Source organism: Methyloversatilis discipulorum (assembly GCF_000527135.1).
Taxonomy (GTDB): Bacteria; Pseudomonadota; Gammaproteobacteria; order Burkholderiales; family Rhodocyclaceae; genus Methyloversatilis; species Methyloversatilis discipulorum.
The window spans coordinates 911,645-928,476 of sequence record NZ_AZUP01000001.1 but is presented as its reverse complement, the minus strand read 5'-3'; the positions used below and the strand labels follow the sequence as shown (position 1 = coordinate 928,476).

Annotated in this window: 18 protein-coding genes; 9 read left to right on the top strand and 9 right to left on the bottom strand. The window is 66.7% G+C overall.

Going from position 1 to position 16,832, the window contains the following annotated elements; all coding sequences use genetic code 11:
* The first annotated feature begins 1 nt into the window (after position 1).
* A complete protein-coding gene (locus METFAM1_RS0104180; protein ID WP_019918321.1) occupies positions 2-874 on the top strand; it encodes a LysR family transcriptional regulator in 873 nt (290 codons plus the stop codon).
* 17 nt (positions 875-891) lie between these two features.
* Here the strand turns inward: METFAM1_RS0104180 and METFAM1_RS0104175 are convergent, their stop codons facing one another.
* The 4 genes from METFAM1_RS0104175 to METFAM1_RS0104160 form a co-directional block, all read right to left on the bottom strand.
* Positions 892-1,740 carry a hypothetical protein gene (locus METFAM1_RS0104175; RefSeq protein WP_019918320.1) on the bottom strand — a complete coding sequence of 283 codons (849 nt, stop codon included), beginning with the start codon at positions 1,738-1,740 and terminating at the stop codon, positions 892-894.
* Between the two features lie 34 nt (positions 1,741-1,774).
* Complete coding sequence (locus tag METFAM1_RS0104170) at positions 1,775-2,434, bottom strand: PEP-CTERM sorting domain-containing protein (protein WP_081627191.1); 660 nt, start codon at positions 2,432-2,434, stop codon at positions 1,775-1,777.
* A gap of 186 nt (positions 2,435-2,620) precedes the next feature.
* Positions 2,621-3,271 carry an FxDxF family PEP-CTERM protein gene (locus METFAM1_RS0104165; RefSeq protein WP_019918317.1) on the bottom strand — a complete coding sequence of 217 codons (651 nt, stop codon included), beginning with the start codon at positions 3,269-3,271 and terminating at the stop codon, positions 2,621-2,623.
* Between the two features lie 31 nt (positions 3,272-3,302).
* Positions 3,303-4,217 carry an SdiA-regulated domain-containing protein gene (locus METFAM1_RS0104160; RefSeq protein ID WP_019918316.1) on the bottom strand — a complete coding sequence of 305 codons (915 nt, stop codon included), beginning with the start codon at positions 4,215-4,217 and terminating at the stop codon, positions 3,303-3,305.
* Positions 4,218-4,404: 187 nt separating this feature from the next.
* On the opposite strand from METFAM1_RS0104160, the gene METFAM1_RS0104155 reads away from it, so the two are divergent.
* On the top strand, positions 4,405-4,851 hold the full coding sequence (locus METFAM1_RS0104155) for an MEKHLA domain-containing protein (protein WP_019918315.1): 447 nt from the start codon (positions 4,405-4,407) through the stop codon (positions 4,849-4,851).
* Complete coding sequence (locus METFAM1_RS0104150; RefSeq protein WP_019918314.1) at positions 4,848-6,059, top strand: M20 aminoacylase family protein; 1,212 nt, start codon at positions 4,848-4,850, stop codon at positions 6,057-6,059. The genes METFAM1_RS0104155 and METFAM1_RS0104150 overlap by 4 nt, the downstream gene beginning before the upstream one ends.
* A gap of 220 nt (positions 6,060-6,279) precedes the next feature.
* Here METFAM1_RS0104150 and METFAM1_RS0104145 read toward each other — a convergent pair whose 3' ends face one another.
* Positions 6,280-7,905, bottom strand: a complete 1,626-nt coding sequence (locus METFAM1_RS0104145) for an MFS transporter (protein ID WP_019918313.1) — start codon at positions 7,903-7,905, stop codon at positions 6,280-6,282.
* A gap of 133 nt (positions 7,906-8,038) precedes the next feature.
* Between METFAM1_RS0104145 and METFAM1_RS0104140 the strand changes: the two genes are divergently transcribed.
* A complete protein-coding gene (locus METFAM1_RS0104140) occupies positions 8,039-8,515 on the top strand; it encodes a cyclic nucleotide-binding domain-containing protein (RefSeq protein WP_019918312.1) in 477 nt (158 codons plus the stop codon).
* Positions 8,512-9,633: an AI-2E family transporter gene (locus METFAM1_RS0104135; protein ID WP_024300449.1), complete on the top strand. Its 1,122-nt coding sequence runs from the start codon at positions 8,512-8,514 to the stop codon at positions 9,631-9,633. The genes METFAM1_RS0104140 and METFAM1_RS0104135 overlap by 4 nt, the downstream gene beginning before the upstream one ends.
* 5 nt (positions 9,634-9,638) lie before the next feature.
* Here METFAM1_RS0104135 and METFAM1_RS0104130 read toward each other — a convergent pair whose 3' ends face one another.
* On the bottom strand, positions 9,639-10,031 hold the full coding sequence (locus METFAM1_RS0104130) for a group II truncated hemoglobin (RefSeq protein ID WP_019918310.1): 393 nt from the start codon (positions 10,029-10,031) through the stop codon (positions 9,639-9,641).
* 157 nt (positions 10,032-10,188) lie between these two features.
* Here METFAM1_RS0104130 and METFAM1_RS0104125 point away from each other — a divergent pair, with 157 nt between their 5' ends.
* The gene (locus tag METFAM1_RS0104125; RefSeq protein WP_019918309.1) at positions 10,189-10,959 is read left to right on the top strand and encodes a SapC family protein; all 771 of its coding nucleotides are present in this window, start codon (positions 10,189-10,191) and stop codon (positions 10,957-10,959) included.
* Here METFAM1_RS0104125 and METFAM1_RS0104120 read toward each other — a convergent pair.
* A complete protein-coding gene (locus METFAM1_RS0104120; protein WP_232419647.1) occupies positions 10,956-12,371 on the bottom strand; it encodes an ATP-binding protein in 1,416 nt (471 codons plus the stop codon). The genes METFAM1_RS0104125 and METFAM1_RS0104120 overlap by 4 nt on opposite strands.
* Positions 12,372-12,398: 27 nt before the next feature.
* A complete protein-coding gene (gene ompR, locus METFAM1_RS0104115; RefSeq protein ID WP_019918306.1) occupies positions 12,399-13,127 on the bottom strand; it encodes an osmolarity response regulator transcription factor OmpR in 729 nt (242 codons plus the stop codon).
* Positions 13,128-13,260: 133 nt separating this feature from the next.
* On the opposite strand from ompR, the gene METFAM1_RS0104110 reads away from it, so the two are divergent.
* The 3 genes from METFAM1_RS0104110 to METFAM1_RS0104100 all read left to right on the top strand — a co-directional run bounded on the left by METFAM1_RS0104110 (position 13,261) and on the right by METFAM1_RS0104100 (position 15,132).
* The gene (locus tag METFAM1_RS0104110) at positions 13,261-13,590 is read left to right on the top strand and encodes a hypothetical protein (RefSeq protein WP_019918304.1); all 330 of its coding nucleotides are present in this window, start codon (positions 13,261-13,263) and stop codon (positions 13,588-13,590) included.
* A 21-nt stretch (positions 13,591-13,611) separates the two neighbouring features.
* Positions 13,612-13,947, top strand: a complete 336-nt coding sequence (locus METFAM1_RS0104105) for a hypothetical protein (protein WP_024300448.1) — start codon at positions 13,612-13,614, stop codon at positions 13,945-13,947.
* Positions 13,948-14,094: 147 nt separating this feature from the next.
* Entirely contained in the window at positions 14,095-15,132 is a 1,038-nt protein-coding gene (locus METFAM1_RS0104100; protein ID WP_024300447.1) for a DUF1501 domain-containing protein, read from the top strand.
* Between the two features lie 8 nt (positions 15,133-15,140).
* Here METFAM1_RS0104100 and METFAM1_RS0104095 read toward each other — a convergent pair whose 3' ends face one another.
* Positions 15,141-16,709, bottom strand: coding sequence for a response regulator (locus tag METFAM1_RS0104095; RefSeq protein ID WP_019918300.1), 1,569 nt, complete (start codon positions 16,707-16,709; stop codon positions 15,141-15,143).
* Between the last annotated feature and the right edge of the window lie 123 nt (positions 16,710-16,832).

Here is a 16,832-nt window from a genome sequence, read left to right as displayed (position 1 = left end):
CATGCTCAACTACCGCCACCTCTATTACTTCTGGGTTGCCACCAAGGAAGGCGGCATCGCCCGCGCTGCCGAGCGGCTGGACATGGCGGTGCAGACGGTGAGCACGCAGATCCGCGAACTCGAGCGCGCGCTCGGTCATGCGCTGTTCAAGCCGTCGGGCCGCACAGTCGAGCTGACACCGGCAGGCAGCGCGGCGCTGCGTCTGGCGGAACAGATCTTCCAGCTCGGCGAGCAACTGCCGCTGGCCGTGCGCGAAGCGGCCCAGGCGCAGGGCGTGCGGCTGTCGGTAGGCATTTCGGACGGCCTGCCGAAACCGGCTGCGCGCCATTTGCTGGCACCTGCCACCGATACGCCGGGTCTGCACCTGATCTGCGTCGAGGGCAATTTCGACGAGTTGCTCGCCGATCTGGCCCTGCACAAGCTCGACGTGGTTCTGGCCGACCGACCGGCGCCGGTCAATCCGAATCTGCGGGTGTACAGCCACGCGGTCGGTGACGCCGCGCTCGCCTGGTACGCGCCGGCCGCGCTTGCGGCACAGGCCGGAGAAGGCTTTCCGGCCTGTCTTGACCGCATGCCGCTGCTGTTGCCGACGCGCCACTCGGCCGTGCGCGCGCGCATCGACGACTGGTTCGAACGCAAGGGGCTGCATCCGCATGTCGCTGGCGAATTCGAGGACAGTGCGCTGCTCGCCACCTTCGGTGAAAGCGGCCTCGGGGCCTTTCCGGCGACCGAGTGGTCACACGAGGAATTCACGCACCACCGCCAGTTGCAGCTGCTCGGCCGCTGTACCGAAGTGGTCGAACACTTTTACGCGATCTCGGCCGAGCGACGTGTCCAGCATCCGCTGGTGCAGAAGCTGCTCGCCGGCCATTGACGAGCCGGTGCGCCGGGTCAGTGCGTCGTGACGGCGACCGCCTCGGGTGCAGACACGCCGACAATCCAGCCCTCGACCGGATCGATGTGCAGCGGCAGGCCGTAACCGGCGTCGCGTCGCATCCATGCCCACGCGGCTTGGACCAGACAGAGCACGCAGTCCAGTGTGTCGCCGGTACCGTCGGTGGTCATCGTTTCGAGCAGGGCGGTGTCCTCACAGCGCATCGGCACGCCCAGAGGATGCTGGCCTCGCAACAGCGCTTCGGCCAGCAGCATCCGGTTCGCCAAGCGCTCGCGTGTCTGGCCGGCCGGGCTTTCGCTCTTGTAGGAGCCGGCGACGATGCTGCGCGCCAGCCAGCCGGGGTAGGCCTCGAGTGCGATGCGGCTGGCGTCCCCACCGTGCATGCCCGGGATGTGAACACCTGCCGCGAGCAGGCGCCGTGCTCCTTCCTGGAACATCCAGCCGACAGGGGGATTCACGAATTTGAGGGGGCTGTGCGAGCCGGCGGGGCGGTCGGTCACGCGGTGCGGATACTTCTGGCCCGCCGGCCGTTGCGCGCGCTCGGTGTCCGCGATGTTCTTGAATTCGCTGCGCGAGAGCGCCGAGATGGCCTGCACCATGCCGGCCCAGTCGGTCGGCCAGCCATGCTCCAGCACCGATTCGCGCGGCAGTCCGAACGGAAAGTCGAAGGCGCCGAGCCAGGGGCCCGGTCGATTCAGGAACGCCTCGAATCCGTCCCAGGACGGAAAGCGTTCGATGCCCTCCAGAATCAGCCCGCGATCCTGCGACACCGTGCCGCGAGCGACGGTGATCGGCTTGCGGGCCGAGGGCGACGACGTGAAATCGATGCCGTACAGCGTGCTCATGGGCGCAGCATACGCCCGAAGGGTGAGATTCTGACTATCGACGGTCAGCGCCCATGCTGCGCCGCAGCGCGATCACCCCCAGGCCCGCGGCCAGCAGCAAGGCGGCTGACGGCTCCGGCACGGTGCTCGCGATCGACAGCGGAGGTACGCCAGCGCCGCTCGAACTCGGGCCGATGGCGACCGAAGCGTCGCCATCGCGCCCCAGCTGGAGAGAGCCTCCCTGGTCGGAGGGCCCCGGGTTAGGCAGGCCGCCGCCGCCGGACAGCGTCAGCGTTGCGCCACCGGTGCCATTCACAGGCAGGGTGGGCAGCGGACCGTTTCCGGTCAATGACAATGGGCGGGCAGGTGACACGGGTTGCGGTGTCGCGGCGATGGTGTCGAGGGCGCCGCCTGACCGCAGTGTCGAATCGGAGTCGATGTCGATCTGCCGCGCGACGAGCACGAGTTCGGGGGCTTCCAGGGTAGAGCGCAGCAGCGTCAGGCTGCCGGATGCTTCGAGCACGAGTTTGATCGGGTCCGTGACCACCGCGTCGCTGAGGGAGAAGTTGCCGGCGCACGACAGGTGACCATAGGTGTCGGACGAGATGCTCAGCTCGCCGCTGCAGGACACGTTTCCCGCGATGGATGTGGCGTGTGCGACTGGGCTGAGAAGAACTGTGCCAATCAGCAAAGCAGCGGCGAACGGCGTGCGCATCGGATGAGTTCCTCGGGACGTCTGTCGGCAGGCGAGGTTGTGTGTGCCGTCATCTTTACGCATATGTCCTGTCGCCCGCCATCGTCCGAAGGGTCGATCGCGCCGATCGGGTGACGTGCTTTCTTGTTCTTGTGCTGCCGTTGAGCCACGCAGCCGGACGGGACTGCGTGGCTCACGTGATGCCGATCAGCCGCGGCGGCGGGCGGCGAAGCCGATCAGGCCGAGACCCGCCAGCAACATGGCGTAGGTTTCGGGTTCCGGCACGGCGGCGGCGAAGGCGGTGACGCCCGGGCTGGCCACGGCGCCGCTGAGCGAAACGTAGGAACCTTCGGCGTCGCCGACCGACGACAGCACCCACAGCGTTGCGTCGTTCGCGCCGAGCGCGGCTTCCGACGAGGCGCGGCCACTGGCGCCCTGGGTGCGCGGGCCACCGGCGGCGCTGTTGTCGCCGTAGGTCAGGCGGTCGACCAGCGAGCCCGAGGCGTCGAACAGATTCAGTTCGTCGGCGCGGCCGATGTTGTTGGTGTAGCCGCCCAGCACCTTGACGCTGGCGCCGAGGTTCCAGTCGAGACGGAAGGTGTCGGCGTCGATTTCGGTGATGACCACCGATTCGCCGGCACCGACCAGGCCGAAGCCGCTCAGGTCGAACACGCCCGGCAGACGGCTGTCGTCGTCATAGCTCCAGCCGGTGAAGTCGATGGCGCTGCCGCCGAGGTTGGTGAATTCGATGAATTCGCCGCTGCCACCCGAGTACATCCACTCGGTGATGCGGACTTCGGCGTGTGCCAGTTGCGGGGCCAGACCTGCGGCGAAAAGCAGTGCGATGAGCTTGTTCATGACGTGTTGTCTCCGGTGTGATTGAGAGGGATCAGAAGGACATGCGACGACGCGCGATCGCGCCGATCAGACCGAGGCCGGCCAGCATCAGCGCGGCCATTTCGGGTTCGGGCACCGGTGCGGTGGGTGCCAGCACATACATGCGGGGCGTTTCGCCGACGATGTAGATGACGCCATTGCCGTCGATGGTGACGCCCTCGGCATCACTGGCGATGGCCGAGAAATCGAAGCTGCTCAGGATCTGTCCGCTGCGACTCACTTCCATCAGGCGCGGCGTTTCCTGGCTGAACACCAGCAGGTTGTCCTGGTCGGCCGTGCCGTGCAGCGACTGCACCGTGCTCAGTACCTGCACGCCCGACAGGTCGAGCGTGCCGAAGATCTGCGCGAACGGATTGGCCGGCGGCACCAGTTCGGTGACCGACGCGCTGCCATTGGCGAAGTCGAGGGCCGCGTCATACACCGCCTGCGGCACCTTCTCCTTCACCAGTACAAAGCGGCCGCTCAGCGGATCGTACGAAATGTCCTCGAGGCCGACGTTGCCGACCGTCGGCCCGACCGACACCGCCGGCAGGTTGTTGCGGCCAACCGCGCCGCCTGCCTGATAGGTGAACAGCGAAACGTCCTGCAGACGTTCCTCGACGATGGCGAACTGGCCGTTGCCAACATAGGTGAGGCCTTCGGTGTCGTCGAAGCCGAACAGGTTCATCGAACCGATCAGCTGGCCCTGCTTGTTCACCTCGACCACGTAGTCGCCCTCGTCGCCGACCACGAACAGCGTGTCGCTGTCCCAGTTCCAGGTGACGGCCGACGCTTCGGACGCGCGTGCGGCGGGCAGATCGTAGGTGGCGACCAGCGTGTAGTTCGTGAGATCGAGACTGGCGATCTGTGCCTGCACCGGGGCGGCGAAAGCGAGGGCCAGCGCTGCTGCGCCAAATGTGAATTTCATGTTGCGGCTCCGTGAAGGTCGTTTCAGCCGCAACCATGCGCGGCACGCGTTGCGCGCGCATGACGAGCGATAGTCCGTCCGGACTACGCACACCGAATGCTGCCGAACGGGGTGTCGTCCTCCGGGAGACGCCGGCCGCGTGGTGGAACCGGCCCGGCTCGTCGGCGAGCGATGGTATCTTTGGGCCATGAGTGCACCGCCCGACGACACCTTCCTGCGCGAGCACAGCGCATTGCTGGCCGACAGCTTCCACCGCGTGACCGGCCAGCTGCTGCCGTCTGATCCGCACACGCTGTATCACGCGCCGTTCGCGCTGGTGTCGCACGGCACGGAGGCCGACCCGGTGTTCAACTACGCCAATGCGTTCGCGCAGCAACTGTTCGGCTACGACTGGGCCACCTTCGTCACGCTGCCTTCGCGTCTGTCGGCGCGCGCGCCAGAGCGCGACGAACGGGCCCGCCTGCTCGATCTGGTGACACGGCAGGGCTATATCGCCGACTACTGCGGCATCCGCGTGCGCAGCGACGGCACGCTGTTCCGCATCAGCCGCGCGACGGTGTGGAACGTGATCGACGCCGACGGCGTGCTGCGCGGTCAGGCGGCGATGTTTTCCGATATCGAGGAATTGCAATGAGCAGCACGCACCCGCTGATCGAGGCGCTGGACGCGCGTGTCGAGCGCTGGACCCAGACCCGGCGCGACCTGCACGCCCATCCGGAACTGGCGTTCGAGGAAAATCGCACCGCCGACGTGGTCGCCCGCACCTTGCGCGCGGCCGGCATCGAAGTGCATGAAGGCATCGGTCGTACCGGGGTGGTCGGTGTGCTGCGCAACGGCTCGGGCCGCGGCGCAATCGGCCTGCGTGCCGACATGGATGCGCTGCCGATGACCGAGCAGAACACTTTCGCTCATCGCTCGACGCATCCGGGGCGCATGCACGGCTGTGGCCATGACGGGCATACGGCGATGCTGCTGGCGGCGGCGGAATATCTGGCCGAGACGCGCGGATTCGACGGCACCGTGTACTTCATCTTCCAGCCGGCGGAGGAGGGCATGGGCGGCGCGCCGGCGATGATCGCCGACGGCTTGTTCGAACGCTTTCCGATGCAGGCGGTGTTCGGCCTGCACAACTGGCCCGGCCTGCCGGTCGGCCAGATGGCGGTGCATACCGGGCCGGCGATGGCCTGCAGCGATTCGATCGACATCACGATAGACGGGCGCGGCGCACACGCCGCGATGCCGCATCTGGGCGCCGACCCGGTGCTCGCCGGCGCGGCCATCGTGCAGTCGCTGCAGTCCATCGTGTCGCGCAATGTACCGCCGGTCGAATGCGGCGTGGTCAGCATTACCCAGTTCAACGCTGGCGAGGCCTACAACGTGATTCCGCAGTCGGCGACGCTGCGCGGTACGGCGCGCGCCTTCACGCCGGAAGTGCGTGACCAGCTGGAAGCCGGCATCGCGCGCGTGGTGCAGGGCGTAGCCTCCGCCCACGGCGTCACCGCATCGGCGACCTACCGTCGGGGTTACCCGCCGACCATCAACAGCGAAAGCGAAGCCGCCTTCTGCGCGACGGTCGCGCGCGAAGTGTTCGGCGACGGCAGTGTGCACACGAACTACCCGCCCAGCATGGGCGCCGAGGATTTCGCCTACATGCTGCAGGCGAAGCCCGGCTGCTACGTCTGGCTGGGTAACGGCGGCGGGCCGGAGGCGGCGTCCGACCCGGCGCACGCCGAAGGCGGCGGCTGCATGCTGCACAACCCGCGCTACGACTTCAACGACCGCATCATCCCGCTCGGTGTTGCTTACTGGACGCGGCTGGTCGAGCGCTGGCTGGAAGGCTGACGCCGGGGCAGTCTTCTGAGCGCGACCGCCGGCCACCGGCTTCGCTTCAGGTTGTCATCGCGAGCAAGCTCGCTCCCACAGAAAGCCAGCTCCGATGACGGACTGGCGCTGCTCCTGTGGGAGCGACCCCTGGTCGCGATACTGCGATTGCGGGCCGCCGGCCTCGATTCAGGTTGCAGCCGCGAGCTCGCTCCTGTGAAACGCTGGCGCGACCTGCCGATCACGCACTGCGCAAACCAAGCCAGCGCGCAACCAGTATGGCGCTGACCGGCATCAGCACGGCGATCCCGACCACGGTCAGCAGCAGCGGTGTCAGGTCGCTGTAGTTGGCGGCGGTCATCACGGCGCCCGTGGCCGGGTCCTTCACTTCGCGCGACAGCACGTAGATCTGGTTCAGATATTTGGTGCCGAGCTGGCTGGCCGACAGCGCCAGATTGGTGAAGGAGGCCATCACCGCGAAGAAGGTCGCCTTCAAGTGGGCCGGCGCCGAATTGGCGATCCAGGCCAGCATCGGAATCATCGAAATCTGCCCCAGCGGTGATTCCAGTGCGGTGTCGATCACCGCGATGAAGCGGGCGTCGACCACGCCGCCGGTCACGCGGGCGGTCCATTCGTGCAGGCCCATGCTCATGCCCAGCGTCGGCATCGACAGGACGAAGCCCGCCGCGGTGAGCCAGCCAACCACATAGGTGATCGAGCGCTCGGCCATGAAGCGGCGGAACATGAACATGCCGATCAGCGTCAGCGTCGAGCCGATCAGCGACAGCACCGAAAAGAAGGCCTGGTCGAAACCGAGCACGTCTATCGTCCACCACGACACGCCGGGGCCGGTGCCGGGCGTGGCGCGGAACATGAAGATGACCAGCGCCGTGCCGATCAGCGTGTTGCGCGCGCTGGCGTCCAGCTCGCGGGTGAGCCGGGTCATCAGGAAGGCGATGATGGTGAAGGAGCCGAGGAAGATGATTTCCTGGTTCCACTTCAGGTCGGACAGACCCATGCCCAGCGTGAACACGACGAACACCAGACTGCCGCCGAGAATCCACCAGTTGGGGTCGGTGTGGCTGTCGGGATCGCGCAGCAGTGCAGCGGCTTCGGCTCGTGACAGCCCGCGCGCCATGTGGGCCGCGATGGCGCCGCGCTTGAGCCAGGCGGCGAAAGCGACGCCAGCGACCGAAATGGCGGGAATGGTCAGTGCCATCAGGTAGACGTCGCGGTAGATCAGTACCTTCTGCGCCTCAGGCAGCATCTCGGTGCCGGCGAACACATAAAGATTGATCAGCGCCACCAGCACGCTGCCGCCGATGATGGCCACACGGCCCAGCGTCTGCATCGTGGTGTGCATCAGCTTGAGCCTGGCCGGCGGCACCGGCGCGCCGTTCTCGTCGATGTGCGGTACGGCTTCCACCGTCATCGCATCGGCCACCGCGTCCTGCAGCACGTAGCCGATCGGACTCAGCAGCGCGCTGATGACGAACCAGGTATTGACCGGCAGCACCGCCGCCATCGCCTCGCGCTCGGCGATCAGGCCGGCCATGATGAGCAGGCTGGCGGCGATCAGGCCGGCGCCGAGATAGATGAGCAGGCTCTTGAAGCGCCACAGCAGGTCGACCAGGTGACCCATCGGCATCTTCAGCGCCCAAGGAATACCGACCCAGAAGCCCAGCATGGCCAGGAATTCGGCCGACAGCCCCAGGTAGTCCTTGACGAAGAAGGTGCCGACGATGCCGGTCAGGCCCTGGATGCCGGCGGCCATGTAGACCATCAACGGCGGCAGGTAGGAAAGGCGCATTTCGCGCCCGAGGGACAGGATGTTCAGATCGATCCAGCGCAGCAGTCGGGATGTCATGGTCTGTTCTTGTTGTGGCGATCGCGCCTGTGACCGGCAAGGATAGGGGGAATTCCGTGTGCCGTGGCGAAAGCGCCAGCGGAAAGCCGGTATGCTTGCGCGCTGACTGCCCACCTACGCCAGGAGCCCATAAGTGCGTCTTTTCGGCCGCGACGACGACCGCGCAGCGCTGCAGCCGCTGCGCCAGATCAAGCTCTTCGCGTCGCTGACCGCACGCGAACTGAAGGTGGTGCAGGCCCTGCGGCACGAGCGCCATTATCTGGCCGGCGAAATCGTGTTCGATGAGGGCGACGAAGGACAGGCGATCTATGCCGTGGTCGAGGGCGAGGTCGAAATCCTGCGTGCCGACGGCAGCCGCCAGCAGCGGCTGGCGCTGCTCGGCAGCGGCGAGGTGTTCGGTGAACTGGCGCTGCTCGATCAGGCGCCGCGGGCGGCACAGGCGAAGGCGCACAGCGACTGCCGGCTCGTGGTGTTCTTCCGCGCCGATTTCATGAGCCTGCTGGAAACCCATCCCAAGATCGCTTCCAAGATCGCGCTGGCGCTGGCCAGGCATCTCGGCGGCCGGCTGCGCCAGGCCAATGCCGGCGCCCGTCAGGAAGGCCATCTGTGAGGCGGCTGCAGCCCTCGGGCGCCGGACCCGTGGCGTGGTGCGGCATCCTGCTGGCCACCACGCTGGCGCTCTATCTTTTCCAGCATGTGCTGTGGCTGGTGCTGCCCTTCCTGTTCGGGCTGATCGCCTACTACTTCCTCTACCCGCCGATGCAGCGCCTGATGTTTGCCGGCTTTTCGCAGGCGGCGGCGGCCAATATCACGGTCGGCGTGTTTGCGCTGCTGCTGCTCGTCTGCTTCGTGCTCGTGCTGCCCTGGTTCGCCGCGCACGCGGTCAGTGTGCAGGACACCGGCCAGCGCTACCTGCAGGGCGGACTGGCCCTGCTCGACGACACGCTGCGAGCGCTCGAAGCCCGTTCGCGCTTCATGCGCGACGCGCACGTGGCCGATGCGGTGTCCTCGCACATCGCCGCGGCGGGTGAGGGCTTCGCACAGGAGCGTCTGCCGGCGCTGATGCTGGGCATCGCCGCCTGGCTACCGTCCTTCCTGCTGGCGCCCTTCCTCGCCTACTTCTTCCTGCGCGACGGCCGGCGCTTCCAGCGCTTCCTCGCGCGCGCGGTGCCGAACGCCTTCTTCGAGCGCACGCTGCACCTGCTGTATGAGGTCGACCGCACCACGCGCGCCTACTTTCAGGGGCTGATCAAGCTCACCGTGCTCGACGCCGCCTGTCTGGCCGCCGGCCTGTGGCTGATCGGGCTGTCGTCGCCACTGATGCTGGGGCTGATCACCGCCGTGCTGGCCTGGGTGCCTTACGTCGGCTCAATACTGGGTTGTGCGGTGGTGGTGATGGTGGCGGCGACCGACTTTCCGGGTTCGCCGTCGGTCGCGTACGCGGCGGTCGGGCTGTTCGTCTGTGTCCGTCTGCTCGACGATTTCGTGTTCATGCCGCTCACCATCGGGCGCAGCCTGAAAATGCATCCGCTGGTGACGGTACTGATGATTTTCGTCGGCGGCGCGGTGGCCGGCGTCGCCGGTCTGCTGCTGGTGCTGCCGGTGCTGGGCGTCGTGATGGTGATCGGCGAAACGGTGAGCATCGTTGCGTCCGATCCCCGACTGCACGCCCGGCACGCCCACGCGCGCCGGTTGCGCCTGCAGTCGGTCACGCGCGACCTGGGCTGACGATCTCAGCCCTCGCGATTGCGCATGTGGTCGGCGAGGTCCTCGATTGCACTCAGCAACTGGGCGTTGGCTTCGTCCGGCGGCAGCACTTCGTCCATCGCCATGCGCATGCACATGAGCCACTGGTCGCGCTCGGCCTCGCCGATCGTGAAGGGCAGGTGACGGGCGCGCAGGCGCGGATGGCCGTAGGCCTGTACGAACAGCTGCGGACCGCCGAGCCAGCCCGACAGATACATGAACAGTTTCTGGTTGGAGCCCGACAGGTCGGCCGGATGCAGCTTGCGGATGCCGTAGGCTTCCGGCAGCGTGTCCATCAGTTCGTAGAAGCGGTCGACGAGACGACGGATGGTCGGCTCGCCGCCGATGTGTTCGTAGAAGGTGGTGGCAGTCTGGGTCATGGCGTGGCGTTTCTGCGTCGAGGCGTGATTTTATCGCGTTGCGGGACAGCTACATCGCGTGGACGGCGGTCGTTTTTCGCAGGGACGTCATCGCTGCCGGCATAGAATCGCGGCGCTGCGCGTCGCTTACCTGAACCGAGCCGAACCGAGGATTGCCATGAAGACCCTGCTTTTCTACGACAACGTGGTCGTGCTGAACCGCGACACCCACCGCGACCTGCGCCTGAAGCCCCAGGACAATCTGAAGTTCGCGGCGGAAACCAATTGCGTGCCGCTGGCCCTGGTTGAGTTCGGCGACGTCGCCCGCGAGTACCCCATCGTGTTCGCCCGCCTGCCCGGCGGTCTGGTGCCGGTGGCGCTGCTTGGCCTGCGTGACGCCGAAAACCTCTACGTCACGCCGGAAGGCAAATGGGACGCACGCTACGTACCGGCCTTCGTCCGCCGCTATCCCTTCGTCGCGGTGCAGGACAACAACGCGCCGGACAAGCTTCTGGTTTGCATGGATGACAAGTTCCCCGGCTTCAATACGGAAGAAGGCGAACGCCTGTTCGACGAGAACGGCGCCGAAACCGAATTCCTGAAGAATGCGCTCGCCTTCGTGCAGGGCTATCAGAACGAAGCGCAGCGTACCGCCGAGTTCTGTCGCGAGGTCGAGCAGCTCGGTCTGCTCAACGAGATGAGTGCGATGGCCGAACTCAACGACGGTCGCAAGTTCCGCCTCGATGGCCTGTGGGTGATCGACGAAGCCAAGCTGCAGGCGCTGTCGGCTGCAGCAGCCGTCGATCTGTTCCGCCGCGGCTGGATGGGTCTGGTCTATGCGCAACTGCTGTCGCTCGGCCACCTGCGTATCCTGCTCGACCGCACCGCGACGCGCGGTGCAGCCGACGCGCCGGCGACCGCCGAGGCGGCAGAAGCGACCAAGCACTAACTCTTCGCGCTTGCCGCGTTTGCCGTCACCGGCAGGGTCAGGCGGGCGATCAGCCCGCCGCCCTCGCGCGGCAGCAGGTCGAAGCGCCCGCCGTGCGCGCGCATCGTGCGCTCGACGATGGCCAGCCCCAAGCCCGCGCCACTCTGGCCGGTACGCGCGTTGTCGAGGCGGGTGAACGGGCGCTTGAGCCGCTCGACCTGTTCCGGTGGAATGCCGGGGCCGCGGTCGCTCACGTCCATCTTCACTTCGTTGCCCTCAAGACTGCAGGTCAGTTCTATCGGCTGATCTTCGCCGGCGTGGCGCAGCGCGTTGTCGATCAGGTTGTTCAGGCAGCGGCGAATAGCCAGCGGGCGGAAGCGCATCGCCGGCAGCGGATCGATGCGGCCGGTGCTGACCGGCTTGTCGTGGCGCGCGTAGGCCTGAGCCGCCTCCAGCACGAGACTGGCCAGATCGCCATCGATCGGCTCCTCGCCGGTCGTGATGCGCGCGAAATCGAGGAACTGGCCGATGATCTTGTCCATGTCGTCGATGTCGGCACTCATGTCGCGCACCGTTTCGGGGTCCAGCCCGGCCAGTTCCATGTCGAGCCGCAGTCGGGTCAGCGGCGTGCGCAGGTCGTGCGAGATGCCGGCCAGGATCAGCGCGCGCTCGTCCTCGTTGCGGGCGATGTCGTCCGCCATCTGGTTGAAGGCGTGTGCCACTTCGGCCAGCTCCTCGGCGCCACACTCGGCCAGCGGGGCAGGGCGCTCGCCCCGACCTATCGCGCGGGCGGCGCGTTTCATCGCGGCCAGCGGCCGCGTCACCCGCTGCACGATCAGATAGGCGCCGCCCAGTGCGAGCAGCAGTGCCGCCGTGCCCCAGCCGATCACCTCCAGTGCCAGCGGGCGTTCGATACGGTTGCGCGGCAGCATGAGCCAGTAGTCGTCCACGCCTTCTTCGTCGGCAATGCTGAAGCTGACGAACAGACCGCTCTGCAGGCCCTTGGTGACGACAATGCGCGTGCGCGGGTCGAGCCGCTTGCGCAATTCCTGTTCGATGGCGAGCAGCGTGCTGTCGCCCTTGACCGGCTGGAAGCCTGGAATGTCGCCGTCGGGATAGATGCGCAGGCCCTCGCGCATCGACAATTCGGTGAGCAGTTCGAGCCTTCGCTGCGGATCTGCGCTGACCAGCGAGGCGCGGGTCAGGTTGATCACGCTGATGACGATCTGCGCTGCCTGTTGGGCGCGCGGCCCCTGTTCAAGCCAGCTGTAGATGCCGGACCAGGCGAGTACCGACGCGGTGAGCAGGCCGGCCAGCAGCAGGAAGGTGCGCGCAAGCAGCGAACGCGGCAGCAGCGTGAAGCGGCGCAAGGGACGACTCAGATTCTGTCCGGTCCAGCGCGTCAGGCTGCCGCGCCGACGTGCCTGCTTCACCACTTCGGCGCGTGCCCGGAGAGGGCCTCAGCCATGGCGGGTGCCGTCAGGCACGAACACGTAACCGAAGCCCCAGACCGTCTGCAGATACCGCGGCTTGGCCGGATCGTCCTCGACCAGCTTGCGCAGACGCGACATCTGCACGTCGATCGAGCGGTCGAAGGCATCGTATTCGCGACCACGCGCCAGTTCCATCAGCTTGTCGCGCGACAGCGGCACGCGCGGCGATTCGAGCAGCACGCGCAGCAGCGAGAACTCGCCGGTGGTCAGCACCTGCTCCTGTCCGTTGCGGGTGAGCGTACGTGCGGCCAGATTGACCTCGACCTGGCCGAAGCGCACCACGCGTTCGTCGAGCGTCGGCGCGCCCGGCGGCGGTTTTGGCGCCTGTCGGCGCAGCACCGCGTTGATGCGGGCAACCAGTTCGCGCGGATTGAAGGGCTTCGGCAGGTAGTCATCGGCGCCCATTTCAAGGCCGACGATGCGATCGACCTCGTCACCCTTGGCGGTCAGCATGACCACCGGAATCGTGTTGTCCTGAGCGCGGAGCCGTCGGCAGATGGCCAAGCCGTCCTCGCCCGGCAGCATCAGGTCGAGCACCATCAGGTCGTACAGTTCGCGGGCCAGCGCGCGGTCCATCTGCGTGCTGTCGGCCACTGCCTTGACCGTGAAACCCTGTTCGCCGAGGTAGCGTTCGAGCAGCGCGCGCAGGCGGGCGTCGTCATCGACGACAAGTATCTTGCGTTTTTTTTCTTCCATGGACCGATGCTACCCGACCGCCTTGGCGCAATTCAATTGCGCCGTGAGCGGATGTAACGCATCCAGAGGGTAGTTACCCGCGCTTACAAAGCGCCACCCCCGCCACACACAAGGCTTACAGCCGCTGCACAGCATGGAGCCCAAGGTAATCGACGCAGGGCATCAGGGGGACGACAAGGTGAGCAAACGCAGACTGATGAGCATGGCAGTGCTTTGCGCTGCCCCGACCTTCGTCATGGCAGCGGTTCTGCCCGCTGCAGACGCGCCATCGGAAGGGGGGCGGCCGGCCGTTCAGGCCAATGCACCCGCAATCGACAGACCGGAGACGGCTGGCGACAGTGTTGCGGATTCGCACCTGCTGCTGCAGTACGCGCTACACCGCTCCAGTCGCTACCTCTACAATCCGGGCGACGGTGCGCAGCTGGCTGGCGCGGCCGGCCTCCTGGAGACTGTTGAACACTAGCGATTTGAGGAGCGTAATCGGATGAAGTGTGCTGACCTTGCCGGCTCGCGACTGTACGGCATCCTTGCCGGGTCCTGTGTGGGTGCGGTGTTGTTCGCATCGGCGCCGGCATTGGCAGGCCCCGGTGAAGCGGGCGGGCGTCGGGATTTCGTCGAGCCGCAGCGCTTCGAGCGCGTGATTCCGGCCGGGGCGACGCTGCAACCGATGCGCCGTTTCGACGAGGAAGCCGGCCCGGTCAGGCGACTCGACTTCGGTGACCAGCGCGGAAACCGGATGACGCCTGAAGAACGTCGCCAGTTGCGGCGCGACATCCGCGATGCGGCCCGCGAGCTTTACCGCGACGCACCTCGGCCCTGACCGGCTTAGGCCTTCCGCTTCGCTTTTGCCAATTTCGCCCGTTGTCCGCTACAGCAGTTTTCGGCCCACACCTCCTCTTCGTGGGTTGCCGCGCAGCGGCATTGCGACCTGCCCCCAGGGGCAGGTCTTTTGTTTTCGGGAGCCTGAATGGACCGTAGGCATTTTTTGCTGACCGCCGGAAGCGCCTCGCTGGCGCTGGCCAGCGAGCTTCGCGCAAGCGAACCGGCGCCCGCTCCACGACTTCTGTTCCTGATCGACCTGGTCGGCGGCAACGACGCGCTGAATACGCTGGCACCGCACACCGACCCGGCCTACTACCGCGCCCGTCCGACCATTGCACTCGACCGGCGCATGGTCCTGCCGATCGCACCGGATCAGGCCCTGCATCCGTCACTGCGTCCGTTGATGCCGCTGTGGGATGCCGGCGAGCTCGCGCTGGTGCAGAGTGTGGGCTGTACCGGCGGCAGCGTGTCGCACCATCGTGCGACCGAAATTCTCGATAGCGCTCTGCTCGAAGACGCGCCACTGCAGACGGGCTGGCTGGCACGCTGCCTGTCGCTGCACGACGGCGTCCGCCACGCGGCGACGCAGGCCTTGACGGTGTCATCCGACCTGCCGGGGCCTGTCCACGGCTTGCCGCGCTGTCGCCGACTGGCCGACGAGTATCCGGAGAGTGTTGCCGGGCGCTTCGGCTTTCCGCAGGACGTGCTCGGATGCGCGCTGGCGCAGGCCTGCACCGAACTGCTGTCCGGCTCTGATGCCGCTGTGGTGCGGGTGGCGCTCGATGGCTTCGATACGCACGAGAACCAGCCTTCGGCCCATGCCCCTTTGCTGGCGTCGCTCGCCGCGTCGATGGTCGCCCTGCGCAGCGCGCTGACTGCCATGGGGCGCTGGCGCGATTCGCTGGTCCTCACGCGCAGCGAGTTCGGGCGACTGGCGCACGAAAATCTGAGCGCGGGCACCGACCACGGCAATGCCGGCATCCAGCTCCTCACCGGCGGTCGCGTCGTCGGCGGGCTGCATGGCCGCGCATTGAGCTTCGATGCGCTCGATGCGCGCGGCGCCTTCGTGCCGGCGGTCGACTTCAGGTCGGTCTATGCATCGATCTCGCGCGACTGGCTCGGTGTAAGCCCGGTTGCCGCCTTGGCGGCAACACCGTCGCTGCACGGATTGCTGCACGCCTGAGGCGCTGATCAGACGGCGCGAGCGGTGGGCTTGTGCCGGTCGTAGCCGTGCTTCTGCGCGACGCGGTTGTACTGAATGTGCGCGTCGATCACGCGGCGCTCGCGCGGGGCGAGCGTGAACACGTCGATCAGGATATTGCGCGCGTCCTCGGCCAAAGCGTCGTCCCAGTGCGGGTCGAGCTGCCTGATCAGTTCGGCTAGTCGAGCCAGTTCGGCGTCGACGTGGTCGAGGTCTGGGCCGGCTGCGCTTTCCTCGGCCAGATTTGCCGCAGCCGCCTGCGCGCGCTCGCGGGCCGAGCGCGCGTTCTGGCGTTTCAGGCGGTTCGACACCGCACCGCCAGCGGCTTCGATCTTGTCGACCAGGCCGGCTGCAGCTTCCTCGTTGTTGGTGGCGAAACAGGCTTCGGCCAGTTCGCTGGTCGCCAGCGTGTCCGGTTTGCTGAGGCGCGCGTGCGTCTGCAGCGCACGGTTGATCGCCTCGCGCGCGCCGCCCTCGTCGCCTCGCTGCGACAGCATGCGCGCCTCGACCACGTCCGACAGCACAGCCGCCGTATCGCTGCCGCCGAGCAGACCGCGCATCGTTTCGAAGCGGGCATTCAGTTCTTCCGCCGCGTCGGGCAGTTCGATCAGGCTCTTGATCAAGGTCAGATGGTCTTCGGCACTGGCCAGTGAGGTCCCTTCGGTACGGTCGACGACGCGGCGCATCACGCTGGCCGCACGTGCGACGTCCCCCGATTCGAGACAGATTTCGCCGATGCTGCGCAGCCGGCGCAGGTTGTCCGGAGCGATCGAGTCAGCGCGCTCATAATAGGTACGCGCTTCCTCGAGTTCGCCGTTGCGTTCGTGCAGTTCGCCGAGGAAGTCATACACGCCCATGAACTCGGGAAATTCCTCGTTGATTTCGGCGGCGTGGCGTGCGGCTTCCGCAACGTCGCCACGTTCGCGCAATACCATCGCGTAGCCGATGCGCGCCCAGGGCACGGTGTTGCGGGCCATGACCGCCTTATAGATCTCGGTGGCCTCGTCGAGGCGCCCGAGCGCGATCAGCGCCTCGGCCCGGATGCGCAGCGCGTCCATCGAATAGCGCGGCTGACTGGCGAGCACCTTGTCGCACTCGTCTATGAGCGCTTCCAGATTGCGTGCCGCCATCTGTTCATAGATTGCCTTCAGCGCATGCTTCTTCTCGACCGCCTTGACCAGACGCTCAGCCAGCTGTCCGGACGTAAAGGGCTTGAGCAGGTAGTCGTCGGGCGCGAACTCGGCGGCGGCGACGACGCGTTTGCGGACGCGCTCTCCGGTCACGATCATGAAGACCGAAGACAGCGGCAGGATGTTGTTCAGGCGCAGCTCCTCGAGCACCCGCAGCCCGTCCTGCTTCTCCCCGAAGTTGTAGTCGCACAGCACGACGTCGGGTGTATTGGCCGAGCATTGCCGCAGAAGATCGGCCGAGCTGCCGGCCATGCCTACGTGTTTGACGCCGGCCTGCGACAGCTGCGTGCGCACCCAGGTACGCACGACCTGATTCGCGTCGGCGATGACCACGCGCATCTTGTCGAGGACTTCGGTCGGCAGGAACATGAGGTGTGACGGACTCCGGACTCTAGGGCACAGTCCGGTGTAACGGCGGTGCCCATATCGAACTTGAAGTATCCGCCCGCGCGGCGGGCAACAGAAGCCCCTACAATTCGCCTTTGCCCCCAT